The organism is Bacillus sp. GW823-FHT06A10, assembly GCF_058795375.1.
This window is the reverse complement of sequence record NZ_JBXAHT010000002.1, coordinates 21171-45838: the sequence shown is the minus strand read 5'-3', so window position 1 is coordinate 45838 and position 24668 is coordinate 21171. Positions and strand designations below refer to the sequence as shown.

Here is a 24668-nt window from a genome sequence, read left to right as displayed (position 1 = left end):
CTTATGCTCTTCTCATCTTCACCCTATCAGGAGGTTCAGGTGAATGACATTTTGGCAGTTTGCATTTAAAAACGTGACGCGGAACGCCAGAGCTTATTTCGCCTATTTTGTAAGCAGTGCGTTCTCCATCGCAATCTTTTTCTCATTTGCAGTTTATTTATTTCATCCTAAATTGCATATGACAGACGTGAATTATTCTCTGAACATATTAATGACAATTTCAGAAGTTGTCATTGTGTTCTTTTCATTTTTCTTTTTACTGTATTCAATCGGGACGTTTTTAAAAGTACGAAAAAAACAGTTCGGGATTTTAACAGTACTTGGCATATCCCAAAAACAATTAAAGCGACTCATATTTATAGAAAATATGTTAATTGGTGCTCTTTCTATATTTTTTGGCATTCAACTTGGAGTTGTCTTTTCACAGTTCTTTTTATTAGTTACCGCCAAAATTACACACGTACCTGGTTTATATTTATATCCGCCTACAAGTGCTATCGTTTTAACTATCATCATCTTTCTCGGGCTCTTCATTCTCGTATCATCTTTTACACCGATGCTCATTCGCACGAGAAAAGCCGTACGTCTTTTAAAAGAAGGAAAACAACAAAAAGAAAGAAAAGCATCCGTGCTCATCTCTCTATTTGGTGCGGCATGTTTAATAACTGGATATGTATTAGAATCCAATCCATTATATTTTATGTCGTTAGGCGATATCATTGGGCTTTTATATGCCGTCTCTAGTATATTTGTTATTCCATCGCTTATTGCAGCTGGAACATACTTTTTCTTTTCACAAATTAGTTTTTTACTTATTCGTATTTTAAAAATGCGAAGAACGTTTTATATGAAACGAATTAATATGCTTTGGATTTCGGATTTAGCAGCGCGCATTCGGACAAACATTAACATGCTTTTTATTGTAGCGATGCTATCAACACTCGCTTTTACAATGATTACATTCTTATACGGTTTTGGGAATTTTACAAAGTTTGATGCAATTAGACAGAACCCTTTCCCGTTTACGTATTTATCGCATACTGAAAATACATTAGCTGATGAACATTTAAACTGGTTAGAGCAGAAATTTAATGAAGAGCACTTTACTTATACAAAATTTAAAACGGATATATATGAGGTATCTTCAGCTGAAGATAACACGCAGCTCTATTACGCAATTAAACAAAGTGACTATAATGTACTTGCTAAAGCATTAAATTGGGAAAAACTCACGGTAAATAAGAATGAATCTTATATTCTTATGAAAGACTTAGATGATCAAGTTATTGGAACACTTCACAATGAAGAAAAGAAAAATACTCTTACACTTACTCAAAACAATTTACAACTACAAGTGAAAGAATATAAAAGTTATAGCCCATTCCCAAACAGCTTAATATACCAATTACTCATACTATCTGATGAAAATGTAGAATCCTTATCCACAGTTTCCAAACAAATGAGTGTATATAACTTCAAAGTTACAGATTGGGAAAAAGCACATAATATCGGTTCATCGTTTATAACAAAAATTGATAACGATAATGCAGCAATTCAAGCAGAGCATCCACCTTTCCATGCAAGTGAAGCGAGCGATTCCCTATATAAGACAAAACTAAATGTCGCTTCGTTCTTCTTAATTGGTACTTTCTTAGGTGTTATCTTCTTTATCGGTGCTGGTAGTGTTCTTTACTTCCGAATGTATACAGATTTAACAAATGAGCAAGAAAAATATATAACGATTACGAAAATTGGCTTAACTGAAACTGAAATGAAACGTTCAGCGACAATTCAGCTTGCGATTCTTTTCTTCGTGCCTTACATCATGGCGTCAATCCATACGATGTTTGCGACAAAGATGCTACAAGAAGTTTTACATCTCTCGTTCTTCGCTGAGATTACAGTCGTACTGTTGATTTTTGGAACAGTTGAAATTTTATTTTTCCTTTTAATTCGTTCCTTTTATATGCAAAAATTATCACAACATATTAAGTTTTAAAAGTAGAAAGGTGATTACTATGGAAGAAGTATTACACATAAAAAACGTCTCAAAAGTATATGAGGGAAAAGTCCCTCATACTGCTTTAAAAAATATAAATTTACACGTAGATAAAGGGGAATTCGTTGCCATTATGGGTCCATCTGGTAGCGGGAAATCTACATTTTTAAACGTTATTTCTACAATTGATTCTCCTACTTCTGGTGACGTCGTTATTAACGGAAAAAAACCACACACATTTCGTAGAGAGAAGTTAGCTATTTTCCGCCGCCAAGAATTAGGATTTGTTTTCCAAAACTTTAACCTACTAGATACACTAACAATCGGTGAAAATATCGTACTACCTTTAACATTAGATAATGTTCCATTAAAAGAAATGGATGAAAAGCTTGATAACATTTCAAAAAAGCTTGGAATTGATCATATTTTGGACAAACGTATTTTTGAAGTTTCTGGAGGACAAGCACAGCGTACTGCAGTAGCACGTGCTGTTATTCATCACCCTTCTCTCTTACTAGCCGATGAACCGACAGGGAACCTGGATTCAAAAGCCGCTATTGATGTAATGGAGTTATTTACGAAATTAAACAAAGAAGAAGATGCAACGATTTTAATGGTTACGCACGATCCATTTGCAGCAAGTTATTGTAACCGTGTTATTTTCATTAAAGATGGAGAGCTTTACAATGAACTGCACCGCGGATTATATCGCGAGAAGTTTTATCAAGAAATATTAGATGTTCTAGCCTTATTAGGAGGAAGACGTGGATGACGTTTTGGCAATTCGCATTTAAAAATGTCTCACGTAATTCAAAAGCATATTTCGCCTACTTTGTAAGTAGTGCGTTTTCTATCATGGTTTTCTTTTCATTTACTGTATACGCGTATCATCCACGCTTACAGAGTGTACAAAGCTTTCAAGAACGTGATCCTCTAATGAATTTAGCTAGTACAGCACAGCTTGTGATTGTTATGTTCTCGTTCTTCTTTCTCTTATATTCAATTGGAACATTTTTAAATGTACGGAAGCAGCAATTCGGGATACTCACTATTCTTGGTATCTCACAGAGACAATTAAAAAGATTGTTATTTACCGAAAACATGATAATTGGGATATTATCCATCTTTATCGGCATTCAAGGTGGACTTGTATTTTCTAACTTTTTCTTATTAGTCACTTCGAAATTAACAAACGCGAAAGGTCTCTATTTATATTGGCCAACAGAAGCGATTATCGTTACAACCGTAACGTTTATCATTTTATTTTTAATCGTTTCTACATTTACACCAATGTTTATTCGTACTCGAAAAACAACGAAGCTTATTAAGGGTGTTAACAAAGAGAAGAGCGAAAAAAAACCATCTATACTCATTTCACTATTTGCTTTAACTTGTTTAGGACTATGTTATTATATTGCCGGTTATCCGCAAGGCTACATAACGGAAAAAAATGCACAAAATGGATCTGTATTCTTAATTATGCTATCTATTTTACCGCTTGTAGTGATTGGGACGTATTTATTTTTTTCACAAACATTTCTTCTCTTTATCTATATTTTAAAGAAACGAAGAAAGTTTTACTTAAAACAAATAAATATGTTATGGATTTCAGATTTAGTTTCTCGTACACGCAGTAATATTAATGTACTCTTTATTGTTTCTATGCTATCTGCACTTGCATTTACAATTATTATCGGGTTATTTGCTGCAAACAATAATACGAAAGCACCCATACTAGAAAGATATCCAATACCATTCACCTATACATCAGAAGGTGTTAATGCATTTGAACAAAAGCATATTACTACGATTGAAACTGAACTTACAAATGCTAATTTTCAATATGACAAATATAAGTTTACCGTTTTAAAAGATACAGCTTCAAAAGAGTCAATTGCCATTATGAAAATGAGTGATTATAACGCAATAGCACAGCAATTAAACAGACCAGAAATCACTCTCGATTCTTCACAAGTTTATAATATTTCTCGCTATTCACCAGCGTTATTAAATCTCGTGTCTAACCCATTTGCGAAGCAGAACACAATTACACTTGGCTCTAATAAAAAGGAATTTCAAATTAAAGGTTTTATTAATAGAGGAATTGAGCCTCCCTTTGCATTACCTCACTTAATTGTGATGCAAGATGAAGTAATTGAAAATATGATTCCTCATATTGAAACAATTACAGTCTATAACTACTTCGTGGAAAATTGGGAAAATGCAATTGTCCCAACAAAAAATATATTAAAAAGCTTAGATCATGATGCAGAAATTTTGTATGAAGCACATAAAAATGAAGAAAATTTCATTAAACCATTTTATATTTATACAGCTACGGATGAACTCGTTCATAGTAAAGGAAATGCAGTCGCTCAATTCTTTATTTGGGCATTTCTCGGCTTTATTTTCTTTATCGGAGCAGCTAGTGTTTTATATTTCCGTATGTATAATGACTTAACAACTGAAAGACAAAAGTATATTACGATTACAAAGCTTGGCTTAACTGAATCAGAAATGTTTCGCTCTGCAACGATTCAATTAGGAATTTTATTTTTCGTTCCTTACATCGTTGCTGGTGTTCACACATTATTTGCGGTTAAGTTTTTACAAAGCATGTTTTCTTTCTCCTTACTAAAAGAGACATGTATCGTACTCACCTTTTTCGGGATTATCGAGATCATTTTCTTCTTCTTAATCCGTTCTCTGTACATTAATAAATTATCACAGCATATAAAAATATGAATAAAATAGCCTTGTGCAATATGCACAAGGCTATTTTCAATAGTTTTTAATAATTAGCAGCAATATCCACCGTAGCCGCCTGCGTAACCGCCGTAACCACCATAGCCACAACCGCCGCCTCCGCCGAAGCAGCTAGCACCGATGATAATTAATAAAATAAACAATACGATTAGAAGCGCAAAACCGCCTCCGCAACCATGTCTGCGGTTACAATCATCATGTCTGTGTTCACACTTTTCGCTCATTACCCTATTCCTCCTTTAGTATCATTCATAACAAGTTCACCTTGCTCTAAATGAGGGGATTCCATTTATATTATGTTTTCAGGGCGAATAGGAAGCTTGGCTTACCTAAAAACGGGCTTGTTTTAGGAATTGGGCTTAATCAAAAAAAAGATACCTATTCAGGTATCCTTTAAAGAAACATATTCAACAAAAGAGCAAAACCAAATGCAATAAATGATAACAATGTTTCCAGCACCGTCCACGTTTTAAATGTTTCCTTCACCGTCAAACCTAAATACTCTTTTACAAGCCAGAACCCTGCATCATTTACGTGAGAAAACATTAATGAACCTGCACCGGTTGCAATAACGAGAAGCTCTAAATTCACACCAGACATGTGCTGAATAACTGGTGAAACAATCCCTGCTGCTGTCGTTAATGCTACTGTAGCTGAACCTGTTGCAATTCGAATTAAACCAGCTACCATGAAAGCTAATACGATTGGTGATAACGAAATATGTTCTGCCATTTGTGCAATAGCTGTTCCAACGCCGCTTTCAATTAATATTTGTTTAAATCCACCGCCTGCACCAATTATTAAAATAATAGAACCGACAGGCAATAAACTTTCATCTGTTAATTTTTTAATCATCTTTTTATTAATACCTTGTTTGATACCAAGTAAATAAAATGCTGCGAAACATGAAATAAGTAAGGCGATTACTGGACTTCCTATAAATACGAAAAATTCAGTCAATTTTTTCGGTAATGAAATATATGGTGCAACTACTGATAAAATCATCAATACAACTGGTAATAAAATAATAAAGAATGAAACTTTACGACTTGGCAAATCAGTTGATACTGTCGTAACTCGAACAAGCTCCGGTTCATTTTCAGGTATAACCCTCTTATGTACCCACTTTGCAAATATTGGGCCTGCTATAATAGCCGTCGGTAACGCGATAATTAATGAATATAAAAGTACCTTTCCTAAGTTCGCGTTATAAATACCGATTGCAGTCATGGCACCTGGATGCGGAGGTACTAGCCCATGTACGATAGATAATCCCGCAATAACAGGTAAAGCAATTAATAATATGTTTTGCTTCGTTGTTTTTCGAATTGAAATTACAAGTGGTAATAAAATAACAATACCTACTTCAAAAAAGACGGGAATCCCTATAACAAACCCTGCAAATAACATAGCCCAAGGTAATTTTTTTACGCCGAAAAATCGAATAAAGAAATCTGCAACTTGCATGCCTGCCCCTGAATCAGACATCATTTTCCCTAATATAGTTCCAAGTGCCAAAATACCAACTAAATGTCCTAGTACACTACCAACACCAGTTTCATAGGCAGCCACTATTTTCGTTAAGTTCAGTCCAGACATAATAGCTAAAAATAAACTCGCAACTGTTAAACTAATAAATGCATGCCATTTCCACCATGATACCCCTAAAATAACAATTGTGATCGCAAGTAACGTGACGATTAATAAGTATATATCCATCTCTCATTCTCCTTACTTTTATCCCGATTGGTGTGGGCTAATAATTAGTGGGTGATGCCCTCCTCCACTAATTAAAGTTTTACTTTATAAAAAAAGAGGGAACATCCCCTCTTTTTATACGTCATAATTCACTACATAATGCTGCATTTCTGTATTGTAGTAGCCTTCGCTATATTCAATTACTTCGCCAACTTCATCATAAGAATAGCGCATACGTTTTAATAACGCTGTTCCCTCTTTTTCACCTAGCGCTTCTGCAACGAAGCTAGGCGCAAGCCCAACAGCGAATTCATCTCTGAAGTTTTCTAAATGTATACCTCGGTCTTCAACTAAATCATAAAGCGATTGTAAATCAAAGTCCGATAAATCTGTACTTGCCATTCCTGCTGAGAAATAGTGCGTATAATGAATGTACGGTGCATCATTTAACGTATATAAACGTTCGATACGGAAACTCTCTTTCCCGAATAATCGAAATGGCACTGTTCCTTCTTCATTATGCACGACTTCTGCTTTTAGCAATTTCTTCTGTACTTTATATCCTTCTTCCACTAATACTTCTGTAAATTTCTTACCCTTTGACAGTTTTGTCGCAGAAGTATTACGAATCACTTTCGTTCCTTTACCACTTTTCTTTTCCAAGTATCCTTCTTGAGCGAGTTCTTTAATGGCATTACGCACTGTAATCTTACTAACTTTGAACTCTTCTTCTAATTGCGGTTCTGAAGGAATATTCGTATGAATCGCATATACGCCATGCAATATTCGATCACGAATAATATTTTTTATTTGTAAATATAATGGTCCTTTTTTCCTCGTTACGTTCACTGTTACACCCACTACCTTTCTACATCACCTACTGATGCCGTCATCGCCCGAAGTATATCTTTCTCTGATGACATTGGCGTATCACCGACGATTGTATGTGCTAGCATTCCAGCTGCTGACGCAAATGAAACAGCTTTCTCTGGTGCAAACTCTTCTATCTCGCCATGAATAATCCCGCTCGTATAAGCATCTCCAGCACCTATTCTATCATATACAGAAAACGTAAGTGTTTTTGCAAAAGTGAACGAACCATCTTTACATATAAACCCGCGAAGCCAATGTGTATTATCACTGTTAATAGAGCGATGAGTACCAGCGATTGTAGCGATATGATACGTTTCAGCTACCTTTGGAATGAGATCCAGCAGCTGCGCCTCACGCTCCGTCTCTTCTGTTTTCATCCCAAGAACGAACATCGCATCTTTTTCATTCATCATAACGATATTAGCAAGTCCTAGCATTTCTTCATAATGCGGTTTTGCCTGTTCATATCCGTCTTCTCCCCAAAGTGAGGGACGATAATTACAATCAAAAACGACGGTTCCTCCGTTTTCTTTAACTGCTCTCGCTAAAGATTTCATATGATGACGCACCGTATCATTCATCGCAAGTGTAATACCGCAAAAATGAACGATATCAATTTCCTTTGCGATTTCTTCAAATTGATACATTTCTTCACATGCCGTATTGAAGCTACTTTCTAATCGATTCGAATATGTAACGCGGCTTGCACGTGCACCGAATCCATTTTCTAAAAAATACATACCTACATATTTACCGCCTCTTGAAACAAGAGAAGTTTGAATCCCTAACTTTTGAATGTAAGATACAGCTGCATCTCCAACCGAATTTTCCGGTAAAGTTGAAATAAGAAGCCCTTCATGCCCTAAGTGAGAAAGTGCCGCTACAACGTTCACACCTGTACCTGAAAATGAGTAATTTAACGTGTTAGCTTGCGACAACAATTCATATCCAGGTACTTGCAGGCGCATCATTACTTCGCCGAACGCTGCAATTTTCTTACGCATATTGATCAACTAGCTTTTTCACGACTGCTAATAATTCACGAACATCTTCTACTTTCGTATTACCAGTTTCTTTATCAATAATAGAAGAGTATACGTGCGGGATAACTTGCTCTACATTTGCCTCAAGCGCAATACGTACAATTGTTTCAAAGTTTTCTTTATCAATTCCACCTGTTGGCTCTAATGCGAATCCTTCTTCTGCACAAGCTTTCGCAACTGCGCGATATTCTTCTTCGTGAGCTAGCCCTTTCATCGGGAAGTATTTCAATGAATTTCCGCCCATATCACGTACAAGTGCGATCGCTGTTTTAATTGGAACGATTGCTTTTTCTTCTCCAGCCGCACTAATTGGGCCAGTAGAAACATTTACGTAACCTACTTTTCCTGTTGGTGATACTAAACTATTAATCCAGCTATCTTTTTCGCCGAGATTTGCACGCGTTGCTCCAACTGAAGGGAACACTTGGTTAATATGGCTACCAGGATAATGCTTCGCAATTTCAGCTACAACTGCTGCTTGGCGATTATCTCCTGCGCCTAGTCCGATTGATACAGCGTCATCAATTTCTTTTCCGTATGCCTTCATAGCTGTAACAGCTTCTTCTACTGTTGGATAGTCTTTTGATAACACTCCCACTACTACATAACCTTCTGCTGCTTCAAAAATATCTTTTGCATTTTCTATATTGTTTGCTAATACATTTAATGCTACGCGGCCTTTATAAAAACGTTTTTGAATGTTTGTCATTTTAGTTTCCCCCTACGATTTCTCTCAATTTTTCTTCAATCACATGTATGTCATCACCTTGAAGTGGACGTGGATCAATATCAAAGAATCCTTGTCTTACTCCGTAATCACGTGTATAAATGGCGATTTCCCCTTCGCGTAATGCAGTCACAACATCTCTTGCTGATTTGTTTAACTCTTTCTCGTTAATATGAATACGAGCTCTAAAGATTGCTCTTCCAGCTTCATCTTGAACGATCGTTACATTTACACCATTTAATTCTTTTAGCGGCATAAGTACTTGTAGCAATTCTTTTTCTTGCTCGCTCTTATCTTCTTTTACTCCGTACTCATCAAGCGCTTGAAGTAAGCCAAAAGTTGTCTCTTTCCCGACTTTCATACTTCTTCCGATGCAATGTAATTGCACTTTCAGCCATTCGATATATTTTCGTTTACCGCCAACAATACCAGAAGTAGGTCCTTCAATTGCCTTTGAACCACTATAAATGGCAAGGTCTGAATACTTCACATATTTTTGAATGTCTTCTTCAGCTGCCGCATCAACGATAAGTGGTACGTTATTTCGCTGCGCTACTTCCCATGCTTCTTCAACAGAAATCATATTTTTTTGCACTGCATGATGTGATTTCACATAAAGAATTGCTGCTGTATTTTCGCCAATCGCATCTTCAATATGTTCTGCTTTCCCTTCATTTGCGTAGCCAACTTCAACGAGTTTTCCTCCACCTAAGTAAATCATCGTTTCAACAGGAGCACCGTATTGAACGTTATGACCTTTTAACATAATCACTTCGTTTTTCGCGATTACTTCTTGATGAAGTCTTTCACTTTTACGGCGATTTCCTTCTGTAACGATACCAGCGATAGAAAGCGCAATTCCGCTCGATGCTGAATTCACAACGACCGCTGCCTCTGAATCTAGAATTCTCGCAATATGGTCTCCTGCTTTATCTACTAAATCAGCAATTTCCACATAATTTTGTCCACCATGTTTCATCGCATCCATTACTGTATCTGTAGGAGCAGATACACCTAAAATACTCATTCTACCGCTCGCATTAATCACTCTTTTTAATCCGTACTTAGCATTCAATGAATGACCCATTAATTACAACCCCTTTCGTATCAATTCTTTTTTCAGCAATGCGCTGATCCCCTTCTGAATCAATTAACGTAACCTTCTCATCTTTAACCGTAAATAAAGTTAAGTTTGCAATATCCCCTTCTTGAATACGGCCAAGCTCTGGTTTCTTAAGCCACTCTGCCGCATTTTTCGTAACCGCATCAATCACTTCTTCTAGTGGATAACCTAAGTAAAGGAATTTCGAAAGAACGTGAGCCATACTATACACTGGACCATGTATACGATTCCTCCGGTAAATATCCGTACTAATTGTATTAAAGGCAATATCGTGACGCTTCGCCGCTTCTGCTACTTTAAAAGAAAAGCTAGCATTACCGTGACCAACATCTAAATGCACGCCGCGATTCACCGCATCTAACAACACAGGTAGCGGTTTCCCTTCTTCATCAAATAAATTATTTTCTTTCCCGTTTAAATAATGTGTAATCACATCATCTTTTTCTAAAAGAGGTACAACTTCCTCTATACGGGGAGGCGCTGAACCGATATGTACCATAATCGGTAATAATGTTTCTTGAGATAAAGCGCGCGCTACATGCAGCGGTTCAATTCCACTATCACAAACGACACTTTTACTCATTCTCGCCTTTAACCCAACGATTACATCTTTATACTTTTCTACTGCTTCTATCGCTTTCTCTTTATCTATCCATTCCATATTGGATAATTCATCAATTCGTTTCAAACCGATGCGAGAAATATTTAAAAAGGCAAATAAATTTGTCTTTGCCCGCTCTCTACTTTTTACTAAATCTGCAATGCGATCAGCACCGCAACTACCCGCATCAACAATTGTCGTTACCCCTTGCTTAACGCCAATTTCATCTACCTCATCGCCATACGGATCAAACTCTGGAAAAGCGTGAACGTGCAAATCAATCCAGCCACTCGATACGTAAGTACCAGAGTAATCAAGAACCTTTCCACCCTCGCCAGCACCAGCTTTCGTCACCTGTGCGATTTTGTTATTTTCAATTACAATGTCAATCTCTTCCCCGTTCACACGTTTCACATTACGTAGTACGAATCGTTCTGTCATTGTATTTCCACCCTTTTCTATAAGAAGCCATAAGAATACGCTTACATTAAAGTTTCATTTTATATCTCTTTCACACGTTTAGCGTAACACAAAAAAAGGGAGAAGTAAATATAACGTTATAATGTTTAAAAATACATAAAAAGATGCTCCTCCAAAATGCTAATAGTATAGGAAATTATATCAACGATTTTTTGAATATATCTATCATAACTTACAATATATCAACGATTTTTCAATTATATCTATCATAACTTATAATATATTAACGATTCGACAAAGAATATCGATTTACCGACAAAAAACGTCACTTCCTTTCTTATATAAGAAAAGGCTGTCCCAAATGGCACAGCCTTTTTCTCTATTCCTGAACCGTCACAATAACCCCATCCATATTGTTCCCGGAAATTTCATACTGCTTGTTTGCTGGAACGTTCACTTTCGTATTCTCAGAAACTTTATAATAAGAAACAGTATATTTCTTACCTTCTACTTCAGTTGAAACCTCTTTTTCCTCTTTTAAAAACTCTAAATATTCCTCTAGTGTAAAATTCTTTTTTTGCATAATTGCGCTATGAGGTAGGCCGACATAACGGATATGCCATGGCTCATATTGAATTCCAGTAATGTTACTTTTATTTTTCGGATAACGTAATACAAAGCCATGCTTCCATACGTTCTCTTCAATCCATTTTCCTTCAGGCGCTTTCTCCATTTTCTTTTGAGTAGACCCAATGTCCAGTGATAATCCTAAATTATGTTCACTGTATCCTGCTGGAAGTGCATAATCAGATCCCATTTTTTCATATAGCTGTTTTTGCTCTTGGAAATCTCTATAACCACTACTAATCAAAAAATGGTTAACACTTTCTTTTCCAGCCGCATCGACAACGTTCAAAAACTTTTTCACAACATCCTTTGATAAACGAAGATTTCTATCAAATATTACATAACCTCTTACTAATTCACTATTATGATTTACATTTATAATATCAGACCTAATACTATCTTTTTTTACTGGATAATCCCTGTTAACTAATAATAAATCGCCCTTATAAATTTGTTCCTTCGTAATCTCTTTCCCCTCGGTGTTTGCCGCCTTTACTAGCTCATCTTTCCCGACAATTTTAACATCGATTTCCTTTTGAAATAACGGTGATATATAAACGCCTACACATACTGTGAATGCTATAAAAAAAGAAATAAATACCCACTTTTTCATTTCTAGTTCCTCCTTAACGTAACTTACGTATAGAATAGAAAAAACTATTAAAATAAAAAGTGGGGTAAAGTTTAAATTTTTATTAAATTGTTACATTCTCGTCTTTTGGCAATCGTACTTCAAATAGCGTTCTAACTACATTGCTCTCAGCAGAAATCGTACCGTTATGTTGCTCGACAATATTTTTCGCAATGAATAGTCCTAGGCCAGTCCCGCCACGGTTCTCAGTTCTCGCTTTATCACCTGTATAAAACATATCAAAAAGATACGGTAAATCTTCTTCTGGAATGCTATCTCCATAATTCATAATTTGTACGACAACTTCTCCATTATCAACATATCCATTCATATCAACAAATTGCCCATCATACCCGTAACGAACGGCATTTGTTAACAAGTTTTCAAATACTCTAGCTAACAATTTCCCATCACCGTGCATCGGTAAATGAGGATCCACATTCAATCTAGCTTCTAAATGATGTTTTTCTAATAACGGATACAATTCCTCCTCTAACTGTATAAGCAACTCACTTATATCAATCGGCTTTTTATCCAGTTTTAGCATGCCATAATTCATACGTGTAATTTCAAATAGCTCATCAATTAAACTTTCCAGCCTTTGCGATTTCGTATATGCAATTGTGGAGAAATGTTTAATTTGTTCTTTTGTTAAATTTTCATCTTTAAGAATTAAATCTAAATATCCTAACACGGATGTTAACGGTGTTCTTAAATCATGAGCTAAATTCACAACAAGCTGATCTTTACTACTTTCTGCAAAATCTCCTCTTTCAACAGCTTCTTTTAACTTTTCACTTGCAACATTTATTTCACGCGCGATATTTCCAAACTCATCATTTGATGAAACTTGAACTTTATTCGTAAAGTTACCGTTCGCAAGATGATGAATCCCATTAGAAATTTCATCAAAGTATTTTAAATACGTTTTTGTCAAAAAGAAGAAAAAGATAATAGATAACGGAATAAAGAAAATTAAAAAGAAGTTAATGTCTCCAAATTCCCTTACCATTGACCTAAATTGTGCTAAAGGCTCTTCGTAGCGAACCATCGTTTTATAATACAACTGCAATCCTTTATAAATTATATAAGTTACAGTTGCTGCAAGCACCATACTTAACGCAAATAAGGCAATCATTTTAAATCGAAAACTTTTCATCATATTAGCCATTGAAAGTATAACCTACTCCCCACACTGTTTTTATTAATTTATCCTTTCTTTTATCTTCTCCAAGTTTCTTCCGCAAAGTACGAATATGTACCATTACTGTATTTCCACCTTCATAATAATCATCCGCCCATACGTGCTGAAAAATATTTTCCACATTGTATACTTTCTTCGGATGACTCGCTAATAAATATAAAATATCGAACTCTTTCGGCGTTAATTCAATTTGCTCACCATACACATCAACCGTCCTGCGCTCAGGATTAATTACGACTCCGCCTATTTCTAAAGCAGATTTACTCTCCGCTACTTTCGGTTGATTTAACGTAAAAAACCTACGCAGTTGTGCATTTACACGTGCAACTAATTCTATTGGTGTGAAAGGCTTCGTCATATAATCATCCGCACCTAGTACAAGACCTGTCACCTTATCAAAGTCCGAAGTTTTCGCGCTTAAAAAAATAATCGGCATATGATGTTTCGCGCGAATTTGACGCGTCACCTCATAACCATCCATTTTCGGCATCATAATATCTAAAACTACCAAGTCGATTGGCTTCGTTTCAATAATATGAACTGCCTCTTCCCCATCCGCTGCTTTCACAACATGGTACCCTTCTTTTTCTAAATGTATCTCAATTAAGTCAGCAATTTCCGCCTCATCATCAGCTATTAAAATTGAAATGCGCTTCATTTTACTCCCCCTTTTCCATTCCATTTTTATACGCTCGATTGTAAACTAGTCTATCCAATTTGTACAATACGAAAAGGCTACTCGTTAAAGTAACCTTGGTAAATAAAATTATATCAGCTATTTTCCAAATATATCGACCGTAACTCAAATTATATCAGCGATTATTGAAATATATCGACTTACCGACAATGAACGACAAAATCCTCTCGCTACTTGCGGGCATCCTAATGAAACTTCCATTTACCGTTCAAACACAATCCGCTGCTTCGTGATTTCCGCCAGCCTTCCGCGATCTACTTCATACTCAGCATCAACGCTTTGCGGCACCATCACTTTCCCGCCCTCAAGCATCACTTCCGGTGAAATAATATCCCTCTTCCAATGTCTACTAGAAGCGGATATATCTCCTGGAATCATAAAGTTAGGTAATGAAGCAAGAGCAACATTTTGCGCTCGTGAAATCCCCATTTCTACCATACCACCGCACCAAACTGGTATGTTATGCTCCATGCAATAATTATGAATTTGAACCGACTCTGTTAATCCGCCTACTCGCCCTGGCTTAATGTTAACGATGCGGCAACTACCAAGCGTAATCGCAACGCGCGCATCTTCTAAACTATGGATACTTTCATCTAAACAAATCGGCGTTTCAATTTTCTTTTGCAACTCCGCGTGATCAAGAAAATCGTAATCCGCTAACGGTTGTTCAATCATCATTAATTGGAATTCATCTAGTCGTTTCAGCCTCTCCGTATCCGCTAATGTATACGCTGAATTCGCATCTGCCATTAGCGGGATATGCGGAAACTCTTTTCGAATTTCTTTTAATAACTCATAATCATGCTCTGGCTTTATTTTCACTTTAAAACGCTCGTATCCTTCTTCGGCGTACTTCTCGATTTGTTTTAACATAACCGGAATTGTATTGATCCCAATTACAACGCCGACTTCAATTTCATGACTAGTTCCGCCAAGTACTGTCGCTAGCGATTTCTTTTGACGCTTCGCATATAAATCCCAAACAGCCCCCTCTATTCCGGCTTTTGCCATTCGGTTTCTTTTTATATGTTGAAATAGACCCGGTACCTCATTCGGATGAGAAATTTCAGCCTTTAATAAATCAGGTATTAAAAAGTCTTGCAGTACATGCAGCGCTGTCTTCACCGTTTCTTCCGTATACCACGGTTCAGAGAATGCAACGACTTCCCCAAATCCGATGTACCCGTCCGTATCCTCTAATTCAATAACGATACTCTCACGCTTTTCGTAAGTCCCGTAGCTTGCAGCAAACGGGATTACGAGTGGCATTTCCGTTATATACAGTGTCGCTTTTTTTATTTCCACCTACATCTCCTCCACTAATTGTCTTAACTCTCGTCTTAACAATTTTTTCGAAGCGTTACGTGGTAATTCCTCTAAGAAACATGCTTTCTTCGGCACTTTATATTTCGCTAACTTCTCCTCGCAAAAATGAAGAATTTCTTCTTCTGTTACCGCCCCGCTTTTCACAACAAAAGCAGCTGGTACTTGTCCCCATTTATCGTCAGCCATGCCGACAACACCAGCTTCCGCTACTGCCGGATGAGAAAGCAACACTTCTTCAATTTGAGCTGGATATATATTCTCTCCGCCAGAAATAATTAAATCACTGCGACGATCTAATACGTATAAAAACCCTTCTTCGTCTAAATAACCGAGGTCGCCAGTATGAAGCCACCCGTTTTGAATAGTCTCTCGCGTCGCATCTTCACGGTTAAAGTAACCGCCTGTTACGTTCGGTCCTTTTACTACAATCTCACCTTCCTCAAATGGTGGCACTACTACGCCATCTTTTTCAATACGAAGTTGGCACTGAAATAGTGGTTTTCCAGCTGATCCTACTTTCGTTAACATGTAATCTGCGGATAACGTACAAATTTGCGAAGATGTTTCTGTCATACCGTACGTTTGATATACAGGAATCCCTTTTTCTACACATGCTTCTAATAGTGGTTTTGGCGCTGGTCCTCCGCCAAGTAACATGCATCGTAAAGAAGATGGATATGTCTCTGCCCCAAGTCGCTCTAATAAATCAGTTAACATTTTAGAAACGACAGAAATAATTGTTACTCCTCTTTTTTGAAGTGCTTTATGAATAAAATTAGCATCATATTTCGGAACAAGTAAAATACGCATGCCGTACATAATGTTTTTCATTAAAAGAGATAGCCCGCCAACATGGAACATCGGCATGCAGGCTAACCAACAATCATCATCACGAAGTCCTAAATTAAGCGACGAACCGACTGCGCTTGCCCAATGATTGCCGTACGTTAAAATAACGCCTTTCGGTTTGCCTGTCGTCCCAGACGTATAAATAATTGTCATCGCTTCTTCTAAAGAAAACTCTTCTTGTATAGAGGCTTCCTCTTTTGGTCCATTCATCACTTCGGCGAATGAATAAACAGGAACATCTTTAGCATCAAAATCTTGATCCGTTACTAAACAAACAACTTCAGCATCATCCATTTGCCAAAGTAGCTCTTCTCTTGAAAGACGCGTATTTAAAAGCACAGCTACTGCACCTACATAAGATAGGGCGTGAATAACTGTAATCATCTCCATACCATTTTTCATCAGAACAGCCACCTTTTGCCCTCGCTCCACTCCAACATGCGTGAGGTGTTCACAAACAGATACTACTTTTTCATGTAGCTCCATAAAAGTAACTTTCTCTTCCTCTATTTCAATTGCAGTGCGATCTGGTGTTAAAAATGCACGTTGCATTAACCAATTTGGCATCGTCTCCATCATTCATTCTCCTTTCATGAAAGAAAGAGACTTGATATGATATCAAGTCTCTTAGTTGTTTTGTTTCCGGTTTGACCTTATTCAGCTGCGCCTCCTAGCCCCTTCCGTCTAAGAACCTTCCGCACGAGAAAGTAAAAAACACTTTCTGTGCGAAAGAACCTTAGCCAACGGGGCTAAACAGTCGGCTCCGCTTTTAAAACATCCAGCTACAGCAGCTAGAATGTTCGGTGGCTTCACTTCTTCCTACGAGGCAAAAAGCGCCTCTACGTCAGAAGCTCCATCCCCCTCACATTCTAAGCGAGCCGCTTCCGCTTTTGATCAAGGGAAACGAGGGAATTGACCGAAGTCCGGACTGCGTTTTTCTTTGAATGCGTCGCGACCTTCTTTTGCTTCGTCAGTTGTGTAGTACAATAACGTCGCATCTCCAGCTAGTTGTTGAATACCAGCTAGACCGTCTGTGTCTGCGTTGAATGCAGCTTTTAGGAAACGAAGTGCCATTGGGCTGTTTGCTAAGATTTCTTGTGCCCATTGTACTGTTTCTGCTTCAAGCTCTTCTAATGGTACTACAGTGTTTACTAAGCCCATATCAAGTGCTTCCCCAGCACTATATTGACGGCATAGGTACCAAATTTCGCGAGCTTTCTTGTGGCCTACCATACGAGCTAAGTAACCAGCTCCGTATCCACCGTCAAAGCTTCCTACTTTAGGACCTGTTTGTCCGAATACAGCGTTGTCTGCAGCGATTGTTAAGTCACATACGATATGAAGTACGTGTCCTCCACCGATTGCATAACCTGCTACCATTGCGATAACTGGTTTAGGAATTGCGCGAATTAGACGTTGTAAGTCTAATACGTTTAGACGTGGGATTTGGTCGTCACCTACATATCCACCATGACCGCGAACTTTTTGGTCGCCGCCAGAACAGAATGCACGTCCACCTTCTCCTGTTAAAATGATAACGCCAACATTTGCATCATCACGAGCGTGTGCAAATGCATTGATTAACTCCATTACCGTTTTTGGACGGAATGCGTTATGTACTTCAGGGCGGTTAATCGAAATCTTTGCGATACCATTGTATGTTGAATAAATAATATCTTCGTAATTGCCTTCTGTTACCCATTCAATAGCCATTACAACTACCTCCTTGTATATTTCTGATCTCCTCTATAAGTGTGACTTCCTTCTTGCTGAAAAAAGCATCACTGCATAGTTTTTAGAAATCCCTTTACTATTGTATCAAACTTTTCCGGTTGTTCCACATGAATTGCATGGCCAGCACCATCAATTTTGACAATTTTCGCATCAGAAACGCATTTTTCGATGTTTTTTAATATGCGAAAGAACTTTTCATCATATTCTCCGTTCATTAAAAGAACAGGTATTTTTAAGTTTTTCAGCTCATCCCACCATGAAGGCTGAGCCCCTGTTCCCATGCCGCGCAAGCTATTCGCGAGCCCTTTTGGGTTGTTAGCAAGCCGTTCTTTTCGCACCGCTTCTTGTACGTTTTCTGCTAAACGTTTTTGCGTTTCAAAAAGCGGAATATTTTCCCACATAGAAACAAAACTTTGAACGCCTTCTCGCTCAATTTTATTAGCAAGTCGATCATCTTTTTCACGACGTTCTTTTCTATCTGCTTCGTTTTCGAGCCCAGCTGTACAGTTTTCTAATAAAAGAGAGTGTACATAATCTGGATATAGACATGCCATCGTAATCGCCAATCTACCGCCCATTGAATAGCCAAGTATATGTACTTTTTCAATATGAAGGTAATCTAATAGTTCTTTCATTTGCAATGCCACATTTCGGATGTCATAATGCGTCACATCTTCAGGGCTTTCCGTTTTTCCGTGCCCAACAATATCTACTAAAATGACTTGAAACTGCTCGCTCCATGAAGGGATAAAAGAACGCCACGTTTCCATGCTTCCCGTAAAACCATGAAGAAGTAGAAGTGGTTCCCCGCTTCCAACTACTTCATATTCATACGATACACCTTGCAGTGTTACGTTCATTTTGATTCACCTTGCAACGATGTAGTAATTACGTCCTGTGTTTTTGCCCATAACGTACGGTGCAATGTTAAGTTTTCATCACGGTTCGTACAAATTTCCACAACGTGTAAACCTTTTGTCGTTGCTCCCTTTTGTACTTCTTCACGGAATTGCTCCCAACCATTTACACGGCTAAATGAACCACCGTACATTTTGACAACGTGCTCATAATCAAGTCCAATTGGTGTTCCAAATAATGATTCAAAATGTTCCTTTTTCTCATATTGTGGTAAGAATGAGAAAATACCCCCGCCATCATTATTTACAACGACAATTGTTATGTTTAATTCATGTAATTTCGCTGCTAATAGCCCATTTAAATCGTGATAAAATGATAAATCACCAATCACTAATACAAGTGGATCGCAAATAATGCTCGCTCCTAAAGCTGTCGAAATGATTCCATCAATACCATTTACGCCACGGTTTGCCATCACATGGATGTTTTTATCCGATGTGAAGAAGAATGAGTCTGTATCACGAATTGGCATACTATTGCTCGCAAATAACGTTGCGTCTTCTGGTAATACGCGCACAATATCTGTAATAACCTTTCCTTCAAATGCAGTTTCATATGTTTCCATTTCACGAAGCGTTTCCTTCGTTTTTTCGTTTATATGTTGCCACATTACGAACCAATCATTCTTCTTCATAACTGGCATTTTTTCTATTACTGCCTTGCAAAATTCAATGTCACTTGCTTGCACAACTTCTGTCGCAACAAGAGCTGGATCTCTCCATTGTCCTGATTCATCGACAACGATATGAACTGCTTTCGTTTGTTTTTTTATGAACTGCGTTAATGATTTAGAAATAGGCATACCACCAAAGCGAATTAACACGTCCGGTTTCCATTTTTCTTTTAACTGCTCATTTCGTAAAAATGTATCATAACAGTCAATTACCATCGTTTTATCGTGGTGTCCGCTACGAATATTAGAAAGTGGGTCTGCTAATATAGGATAGCCAGTTTTTTCAGCTAGTTGCGTTGCAAACATTGCAATTTCTGAATGACTATCATCTCCACAAATAATAAGCCCCTTTTCCATATGTGAAAGGCGCCCTACAAGAGAATCTACATATTCACTCGGCATCGTCACGTTTCCTTGCTGAACTACTCCTGTATATTCACTACGTCCTTTATCCCATAAGCTTTCTAGTGAGAAATCAGGGATAAGTGGCTCGCGAACTGGAAAATTAAGATGAACAGGACCCTGCGGCGCTAAACAAGCACTTGCTACTATGCGCTGCGTCGTCATACGAGCGTAATGATACATCGCTTCACTCGCTTCTGGCAGTGCCATCTCTGTAAATTGTTTCACAAAAGTACCGTATAAATTAAATTGATTCATTGCTTGTGGTGCACCCACATCTCTTAATTCATGCGGTCTATCCGCTGTTAAGACGATAAGCGGGACCCTTGAATGAAAAGCTTCACATACAGCTGGATAGTAATTAGCTGCTGCTGTTCCTGACGTACATAATAATGCTACTGGGCGTTTTTTCGCTTTCGCAATACCGAGCGCGAAAAATCCTGCTGATCTTTCATCTACATGTAAATATGTGTTCATTCCTTCGTGTTGTTCCATTAGTAAAGCAATCGGCGTTGACCGTGAGCCTGGACTAATGACAACATCACATACATCTAGACGCGTCAGTTCATCCACGAACGCGCCTAAATAATATGATAATGCTTCTATATGATTGTTCATTTCATTAATTCCTCCAAAGCACCAAGCATCGGTCTAAACTTCAAACTTGTTTCTTCATATTCAAGCTGCGGGATTGAATCAATTACAATACCACAACCGGCAAATAAGGATGCTTTCTCGCCGTTTAATAATCCGCAGCGCAGTGCAACCGCAAATTCACCATTTCCTTCATCATCTATCCAGCCAATCGGTGCACCATACAATCCTCTGTCTAACAATTCAACATCACGAATCAGTTTCATCGCTTCCAAACGAGGTGTCCCGCCAAGAGCTGGTGTTGGATGTAATTCTTCTACCATTGTTAAAAGACTCGCATCGCCTTTTGCTTCTACAGGCGTATATAAGTGAATTAAGTTTTTCGTTGTTAATAAGCCTGGGCTTTCCGGAATATTAACGTATTCGCAATGTTCATTTAGTACCGAGCGAATCATGTTAACAACATACCCATGTTCAGCTAAATTCTTTTCATCATGAAGAAGCGCATTACTATTTCGTTCACTTTCTTCTATAGAATGACCATGACCGATTGAACCCGCAAGACACATCGATGTAAATTTCTCATCTTCTTTGCGAATTAATCTCTCAGGCGTCGCTCCTAAGAAGCATGCTCCTTTATAATCAAAAGAAAATACGTAACAATCTGGTTGACCAATGCGAAGTGCTTCTAAAACGAGAGCAGAATCAATCGAATGATTCATCTCTACTTTAAGTTCCCTCGCCAATACAACCTTCTGCACGTTACCCTGCTTCATCTCATCTTGTACTTTTTCAATTGCTTTCATCCAGCCTTTCGGATCCACTTCTACTTTAGAAATAACAGCTAATTTCGATCCGTTTAGCGCACATTTACTCTCTCCCAAAATTTTCTCTTCTAAAGAAATCATTTCGTTATAAAGAGTTTCTGCACAATCTGTTGCTGAAACAAATATATTCATCGTTAACCATGCTTTTTCATTTTTTACAGTTAATAAAAATGCTGGTAGTGAAAATGTCGTATCTTTAAACTCTTTCCATAGGTCCGTTTTCTCTTTTTCTGGATCAAAGGAAAAACCACCAAATAAAAGTGGACCCGTTCCAAATTCATATTCATCTCTTTGGACAAATGCATTCTCTTTTACTTTCTCCCACTCGTCGCGAGCGGTTTGAAAGCGCTTATGAGAAGAATTTGCTATAGTGAAAACAGAGCCAATTCCTGCAAATATTACATGCTGAGCCGGGTCTGCAAAATAACATCTATTTTCGAATGAAATCCTTTTTCCTGCTGCATAGAACAGAAGTGGATCCACCCAGTCTATTTGTTTTACAAAACTAACCAATGTTTTTTCGTTAGTTGCACGCTTGATAGCTGCAATAAGAACTTCTTGCAAACCTTTTTGTTTCGTTTGAATCACAATTGTCTCCCCCCTATGGGCGAAAAATAGTCATAATTACGCTTGATTTTAAGATACACCTCAAACGAAAGGCCTGTCAACGTTTAGCATTTCTGAGAAATTCACCTTCTCTTCCTAGAAAATAAACGTTGACACTAAATGATGCTTTTTCTACACTTAGTTGTGTACAATATGTGACCAAAGGAGGATTCACCATGGAAATGAACGTCAAAACGAATTCCTCTCCTACGGCGCCAAAGCCAAGTAAGCAAACAGGCTGGCGCATCTGGTGGAGTTTACTACGTCCCCATACATTAACAGCCGCTTTCGTACCTGTTTTCATCGGAACAGCATATTCGATGCAGGTCGGAGGTATAAATCAAATACATCTTCTTCTTTTCCTTATGATGCTTCTTGCTTGTCTTCTCATTCAAGCAGCAACAAACATGTTTAATGAATATTTTGATTATAAAAGAGGACTTGATCACGAAGGTTCAGTTGGTATCGGCGGCGCTATCGTTCGCGATGGCATTCAGCCAAAAACAGTGCTTAACTTAGCATTTGGATTTTTCGGCATCGCAATACTATTAGGTATTTATATTTGTATAAATTCTAGTTGGTGGCTTGCTGCAATCGGTCTTGTTTGTATGGCCGTTGCTTACCTTTATACAGGTGGCCCACTTCCAATTGCATATACACCATTTGGAGAGTTGACAGCCGGATTATTTATGGGTGTCATTATTATTGGGATTTCATTTTTTATTCAAACTGGCACTGTAACATCAGAAGTCATTTTACTATCTATTCCAAGCTCCATTTTAATTGGTGCCATTTTACTAGCTAATAATATTCGTGACTTGGATGGCGATAAAGAAAACGGTCGTAAAACGTTAGCAATTCTCGTTGGACGTGAAAGAGCTGTTGGTGTACTTGCTTCGATGTTCATCGTTTCCTACATTTGGACAATTGCTTTAATTATCGTGGGCATCGTATCACCATGGATGCTTATCGTATTTTTAAGTGCACCGAAAGCATTTAAAGCGACGAAAGGCTTTATCGGCAAAAGCATTCCAATGGAAATGGTACCTGCGATGATTGCAACAGCAAAAACAAATACAATCTTCGGTTTCCTAATGGGAATCGGATTATTACTTGGATACTTTCTATAAAAGGAGCTGCTTATACGGCTCCTTTTTCATATCTGAAATTCATCTCATAATTCCTACTCTCAACGCTCATACTATGTAAAGAAACTGAATTGTAGGAAGGTGGACGACTATGTTAACTCCACAACAAGTAGGTCAATTTAAATCCATTTTAGAAAAACAAAAACAAGAACTGGAACAAACGATACAAACTCATGAAAATACAGATCGTGCTTCTGAACGCGATTCAGTAGGAGAACTGTCTAGCTATGACAACCATCCAGGTGATATGGCTACAGAGCTATATGAACGGGAAAAAGACTTCGGGCTTATTGAACTTTGGCATAAACAGCTTGAGGGGACGAAACATGCCCTACAAAAAATAGAAGCGGGTACGTACGGCATTTGCGAGGTGTCTGGCGAAGAAATTCCATTTGAAAGATTGGAAGCAATGCCGACTGCTACAACATGCATACAGCACGCGACAAATAAGTTAAATATGAATACACGACCAGTTGAAGAAGAAGTGTTGTCTCCTTCTTTCCACAAGCATGATGAGGACCATTCTGTTGAGTACGATGCGGAAGATGCGTGGCAAGATGTCGCAAATTACGGAACATCTGAAACGCCGTCTGATTTAGAAAGACAAGATTCAAAAAACTATAATGGCATGTATGTAAATAGTGAAGAAAACGTAGGCTACGTGGAGGATTTTGAAAACTTTATCGGTACGGATATGTACGGGAAAAACCCACAAGTTTTCGCTACAGAAGAGCATGAAGAATATGAACAAATGCTTGATGATTTTGAAGAACGTACCTTCAAAGGTGAATTATCTTCAAATGAATCTAGTTCCAAAGAATAAAAAAAAGCATTCCGAAAATCGGAATGCTTTTTATCGCTAGCTAATTAGTTTTTTGTAACGTTAGCTGCTTGTGGTCCGCGGTTTCCTTCAACGATTTCGAAAGAAACTTCTTGACCTTCTTCTAAAGTTTTGAAGCCGTCGCCTTGGATAGCTGAGAAATGTACGAATACGTCTTCTCCGCCTTCAACTTCGATGAAGCCAAAACCTTTTTCGCCGTTAAACCATTTAACTTTACCTGTTTGCATGTCATGTACCTCCTAAATAAAAATGAAACTATGAATCCACATGAAAAGGTGGATATAAAGGACATGAATGTATAACAAGCTTACAGCCTTTAATACAACGTGCTTTATTTC

At 37.8% G+C, this 24668-nt stretch carries 22 protein-coding genes; 5 read left to right on the top strand and 17 right to left on the bottom strand.

Annotated elements, in window-relative coordinates:
- Positions 1–43: 43 nt before the first annotated feature.
- Genes AC1Q8M_RS14945 through AC1Q8M_RS14935 form a run of 3 tightly spaced genes read left to right on the top strand, consistent with a single transcriptional unit; the run spans position 44 to position 4744 of the window.
- On the top strand, positions 44–1999 hold the full coding sequence (locus AC1Q8M_RS14945) for an FtsX-like permease family protein (protein WP_492334160.1): 1956 nt from the start codon (positions 44–46) through the stop codon (positions 1997–1999).
- Positions 2000–2018: 19 nt separating this feature from the next.
- The gene (locus AC1Q8M_RS14940; RefSeq protein ID WP_000393250.1) at positions 2019–2771 is read left to right on the top strand and encodes an ABC transporter ATP-binding protein; all 753 of its coding nucleotides are present in this window, start codon (positions 2019–2021) and stop codon (positions 2769–2771) included.
- Positions 2768–4744: an FtsX-like permease family protein gene (locus tag AC1Q8M_RS14935; protein ID WP_098361109.1), complete on the top strand. Its 1977-nt coding sequence runs from the start codon at positions 2768–2770 to the stop codon at positions 4742–4744. Before AC1Q8M_RS14940 ends, AC1Q8M_RS14935 begins: the two co-directional genes overlap by 4 nt.
- 53 nt (positions 4745–4797) lie before the next feature.
- On the opposite strand, the gene AC1Q8M_RS14930 is transcribed toward AC1Q8M_RS14935, so the two are convergent.
- From AC1Q8M_RS14930 to AC1Q8M_RS14855, 16 genes are all read right to left on the bottom strand, one after another.
- Positions 4798–4989 carry a YjcZ family sporulation protein gene (locus AC1Q8M_RS14930; protein WP_001290392.1) on the bottom strand — a complete coding sequence of 64 codons (192 nt, stop codon included), beginning with the start codon at positions 4987–4989 and terminating at the stop codon, positions 4798–4800.
- Positions 4990–5158: 169 nt separating this feature from the next.
- A complete protein-coding gene (gene gntP, locus AC1Q8M_RS14925) occupies positions 5159–6484 on the bottom strand; it encodes a gluconate permease GntP (protein ID WP_000356187.1) in 1326 nt (441 codons plus the stop codon).
- Between the two features lie 114 nt (positions 6485–6598).
- Positions 6599–7324, bottom strand: coding sequence for a GntR family transcriptional regulator (locus AC1Q8M_RS14920; RefSeq protein ID WP_069356377.1), 726 nt, complete (start codon positions 7322–7324; stop codon positions 6599–6601).
- Positions 7324–8340, bottom strand: a complete 1017-nt coding sequence (locus AC1Q8M_RS14915; RefSeq protein WP_090976782.1) for a sugar kinase — start codon at positions 8338–8340, stop codon at positions 7324–7326. The genes AC1Q8M_RS14920 and AC1Q8M_RS14915 overlap by 1 nt, the downstream gene beginning before the upstream one ends.
- Positions 8333–9088 (bottom strand): 2-dehydro-3-deoxy-phosphogluconate aldolase, encoded by a 756-nt coding sequence (dagF, locus tag AC1Q8M_RS14910; protein ID WP_098855647.1) that lies wholly within the window; start codon positions 9086–9088, stop codon positions 8333–8335. The genes AC1Q8M_RS14915 and dagF overlap by 8 nt, the downstream gene beginning before the upstream one ends.
- A gap of 1 nt (position 9089) precedes the next feature.
- Complete coding sequence (locus AC1Q8M_RS14905) at positions 9090–10193, bottom strand: DgaE family pyridoxal phosphate-dependent ammonia lyase (RefSeq protein ID WP_000510109.1); 1104 nt, start codon at positions 10191–10193, stop codon at positions 9090–9092.
- Positions 10171–11271, bottom strand: coding sequence for an amidohydrolase/deacetylase family metallohydrolase (locus AC1Q8M_RS14900; RefSeq protein ID WP_097877602.1), 1101 nt, complete (start codon positions 11269–11271; stop codon positions 10171–10173). Before AC1Q8M_RS14900 ends, AC1Q8M_RS14905 begins: the two co-directional genes overlap by 23 nt.
- A 358-nt stretch (positions 11272–11629) precedes the next feature.
- Positions 11630–12490, bottom strand: a complete 861-nt coding sequence (locus tag AC1Q8M_RS14895; protein ID WP_000759402.1) for a D-Ala-D-Ala carboxypeptidase VanY — start codon at positions 12488–12490, stop codon at positions 11630–11632.
- Positions 12491–12572: 82 nt separating this feature from the next.
- Entirely contained in the window at positions 12573–13679 is a 1107-nt protein-coding gene (locus AC1Q8M_RS14890) for a sensor histidine kinase (RefSeq protein WP_098361108.1), read from the bottom strand.
- The gene (locus tag AC1Q8M_RS14885) at positions 13672–14370 is read right to left on the bottom strand and encodes a response regulator transcription factor (protein WP_090976770.1); all 699 of its coding nucleotides are present in this window, start codon (positions 14368–14370) and stop codon (positions 13672–13674) included. The genes AC1Q8M_RS14890 and AC1Q8M_RS14885 overlap by 8 nt, the downstream gene beginning before the upstream one ends.
- A 240-nt stretch (positions 14371–14610) precedes the next feature.
- Positions 14611–15717 (bottom strand): o-succinylbenzoate synthase, encoded by a 1107-nt coding sequence (gene menC, locus AC1Q8M_RS14880; RefSeq protein ID WP_098361107.1) that lies wholly within the window; start codon positions 15715–15717, stop codon positions 14611–14613.
- Entirely contained in the window at positions 15718–17163 is a 1446-nt protein-coding gene (locus AC1Q8M_RS14875) for an o-succinylbenzoate--CoA ligase (RefSeq protein ID WP_141549514.1), read from the bottom strand.
- Between the two features lie 318 nt (positions 17164–17481).
- Complete coding sequence (gene menB, locus AC1Q8M_RS14870) at positions 17482–18300, bottom strand: 1,4-dihydroxy-2-naphthoyl-CoA synthase (protein ID WP_065229489.1); 819 nt, start codon at positions 18298–18300, stop codon at positions 17482–17484.
- A 68-nt stretch (positions 18301–18368) separates the two neighbouring features.
- On the bottom strand, positions 18369–19181 hold the full coding sequence (menH, locus tag AC1Q8M_RS14865) for a 2-succinyl-6-hydroxy-2,4-cyclohexadiene-1-carboxylate synthase (RefSeq protein ID WP_098361105.1): 813 nt from the start codon (positions 19179–19181) through the stop codon (positions 18369–18371).
- The gene (gene menD / locus AC1Q8M_RS14860; protein ID WP_098855645.1) at positions 19178–20932 is read right to left on the bottom strand and encodes a 2-succinyl-5-enolpyruvyl-6-hydroxy-3-cyclohexene-1-carboxylic-acid synthase; all 1755 of its coding nucleotides are present in this window, start codon (positions 20930–20932) and stop codon (positions 19178–19180) included. Before menD ends, menH begins: the two co-directional genes overlap by 4 nt.
- Entirely contained in the window at positions 20929–22323 is a 1395-nt protein-coding gene (locus AC1Q8M_RS14855; RefSeq protein ID WP_098390785.1) for an isochorismate synthase, read from the bottom strand. Before AC1Q8M_RS14855 ends, menD begins: the two co-directional genes overlap by 4 nt.
- 194 nt (positions 22324–22517) lie before the next feature.
- On the opposite strand from AC1Q8M_RS14855, the gene AC1Q8M_RS14850 reads away from it, so the two are divergent.
- Both AC1Q8M_RS14850 and AC1Q8M_RS14845 read left to right on the top strand, forming a co-directional pair.
- Entirely contained in the window at positions 22518–23471 is a 954-nt protein-coding gene (locus tag AC1Q8M_RS14850; RefSeq protein ID WP_098855644.1) for a 1,4-dihydroxy-2-naphthoate polyprenyltransferase, read from the top strand.
- Between the two features lie 109 nt (positions 23472–23580).
- Positions 23581–24312, top strand: a complete 732-nt coding sequence (locus AC1Q8M_RS14845) for a yteA family sporulation protein (RefSeq protein WP_098361104.1) — start codon at positions 23581–23583, stop codon at positions 24310–24312.
- Between the two features lie 44 nt (positions 24313–24356).
- Here the strand turns inward: AC1Q8M_RS14845 and cspD are convergent, their stop codons facing one another.
- The gene (cspD, locus tag AC1Q8M_RS14840) at positions 24357–24557 is read right to left on the bottom strand and encodes a cold-shock protein CspD (protein WP_001193052.1); all 201 of its coding nucleotides are present in this window, start codon (positions 24555–24557) and stop codon (positions 24357–24359) included.
- Positions 24558–24668: the final 111 nt, after the last annotated feature.

Bases quoted from the DNA above. Each gene is read 5' to 3' on its own strand.
- AC1Q8M_RS14945 (WP_492334160.1), top strand. From the start codon at position 44: ATGACATTTTGGCAGTTTGCATTTAAAAACGTGACGCGGAACGCCAGA.
- AC1Q8M_RS14940 (WP_000393250.1), top strand. From the start codon at position 2,019: ATGGAAGAAGTATTACACATAAAAAACGTCTCAAAAGTATATGAGGGA.
- AC1Q8M_RS14935 (WP_098361109.1), top strand. From the start codon at position 2,768: ATGACGTTTTGGCAATTCGCATTTAAAAATGTCTCACGTAATTCAAAA.
- AC1Q8M_RS14930 (WP_001290392.1), bottom strand. From the start codon at position 4,989: ATGAGCGAAAAGTGTGAACACAGACATGATGATTGTAACCGCAGACAT.
- gntP (WP_000356187.1), bottom strand. From the start codon at position 6,484: ATGGATATATACTTATTAATCGTCACGTTACTTGCGATCACAATTGTT.
- AC1Q8M_RS14915 (WP_090976782.1), bottom strand. From the start codon at position 8,340: ATGCGTAAGAAAATTGCAGCGTTCGGCGAAGTAATGATGCGCCTGCAA.
- dagF (WP_098855647.1), bottom strand. From the start codon at position 9,088: ATGACAAACATTCAAAAACGTTTTTATAAAGGCCGCGTAGCATTAAAT.
- AC1Q8M_RS14905 (WP_000510109.1), bottom strand. From the start codon at position 10,193: ATGGGTCATTCATTGAATGCTAAGTACGGATTAAAAAGAGTGATTAAT.
- AC1Q8M_RS14900 (WP_097877602.1), bottom strand. From the start codon at position 11,271: ATGACAGAACGATTCGTACTACGTAATGTGAAACGTGTGAACGGGGAA.
- AC1Q8M_RS14895 (WP_000759402.1), bottom strand. From the start codon at position 12,490: ATGAAAAAGTGGGTATTTATTTCTTTTTTTATAGCATTCACAGTATGT.
- AC1Q8M_RS14890 (WP_098361108.1), bottom strand. From the start codon at position 13,679: ATGGCTAATATGATGAAAAGTTTTCGATTTAAAATGATTGCCTTATTT.
- AC1Q8M_RS14885 (WP_090976770.1), bottom strand. From the start codon at position 14,370: ATGAAGCGCATTTCAATTTTAATAGCTGATGATGAGGCGGAAATTGCT.
- AC1Q8M_RS14875 (WP_141549514.1), bottom strand. From the start codon at position 17,163: ATGGAGACGATGCCAAATTGGTTAATGCAACGTGCATTTTTAACACCA.
- menB (WP_065229489.1), bottom strand. From the start codon at position 18,300: ATGGCTATTGAATGGGTAACAGAAGGCAATTACGAAGATATTATTTAT.
- menH (WP_098361105.1), bottom strand. From the start codon at position 19,181: ATGAACGTAACACTGCAAGGTGTATCGTATGAATATGAAGTAGTTGGA.
- menD (WP_098855645.1), bottom strand. From the start codon at position 20,932: ATGAACAATCATATAGAAGCATTATCATATTATTTAGGCGCGTTCGTG.
- AC1Q8M_RS14850 (WP_098855644.1), top strand. From the start codon at position 22,518: ATGGAAATGAACGTCAAAACGAATTCCTCTCCTACGGCGCCAAAGCCA.
- AC1Q8M_RS14845 (WP_098361104.1), top strand. From the start codon at position 23,581: ATGTTAACTCCACAACAAGTAGGTCAATTTAAATCCATTTTAGAAAAA.
- cspD (WP_001193052.1), bottom strand. From the start codon at position 24,557: ATGCAAACAGGTAAAGTTAAATGGTTTAACGGCGAAAAAGGTTTTGGC.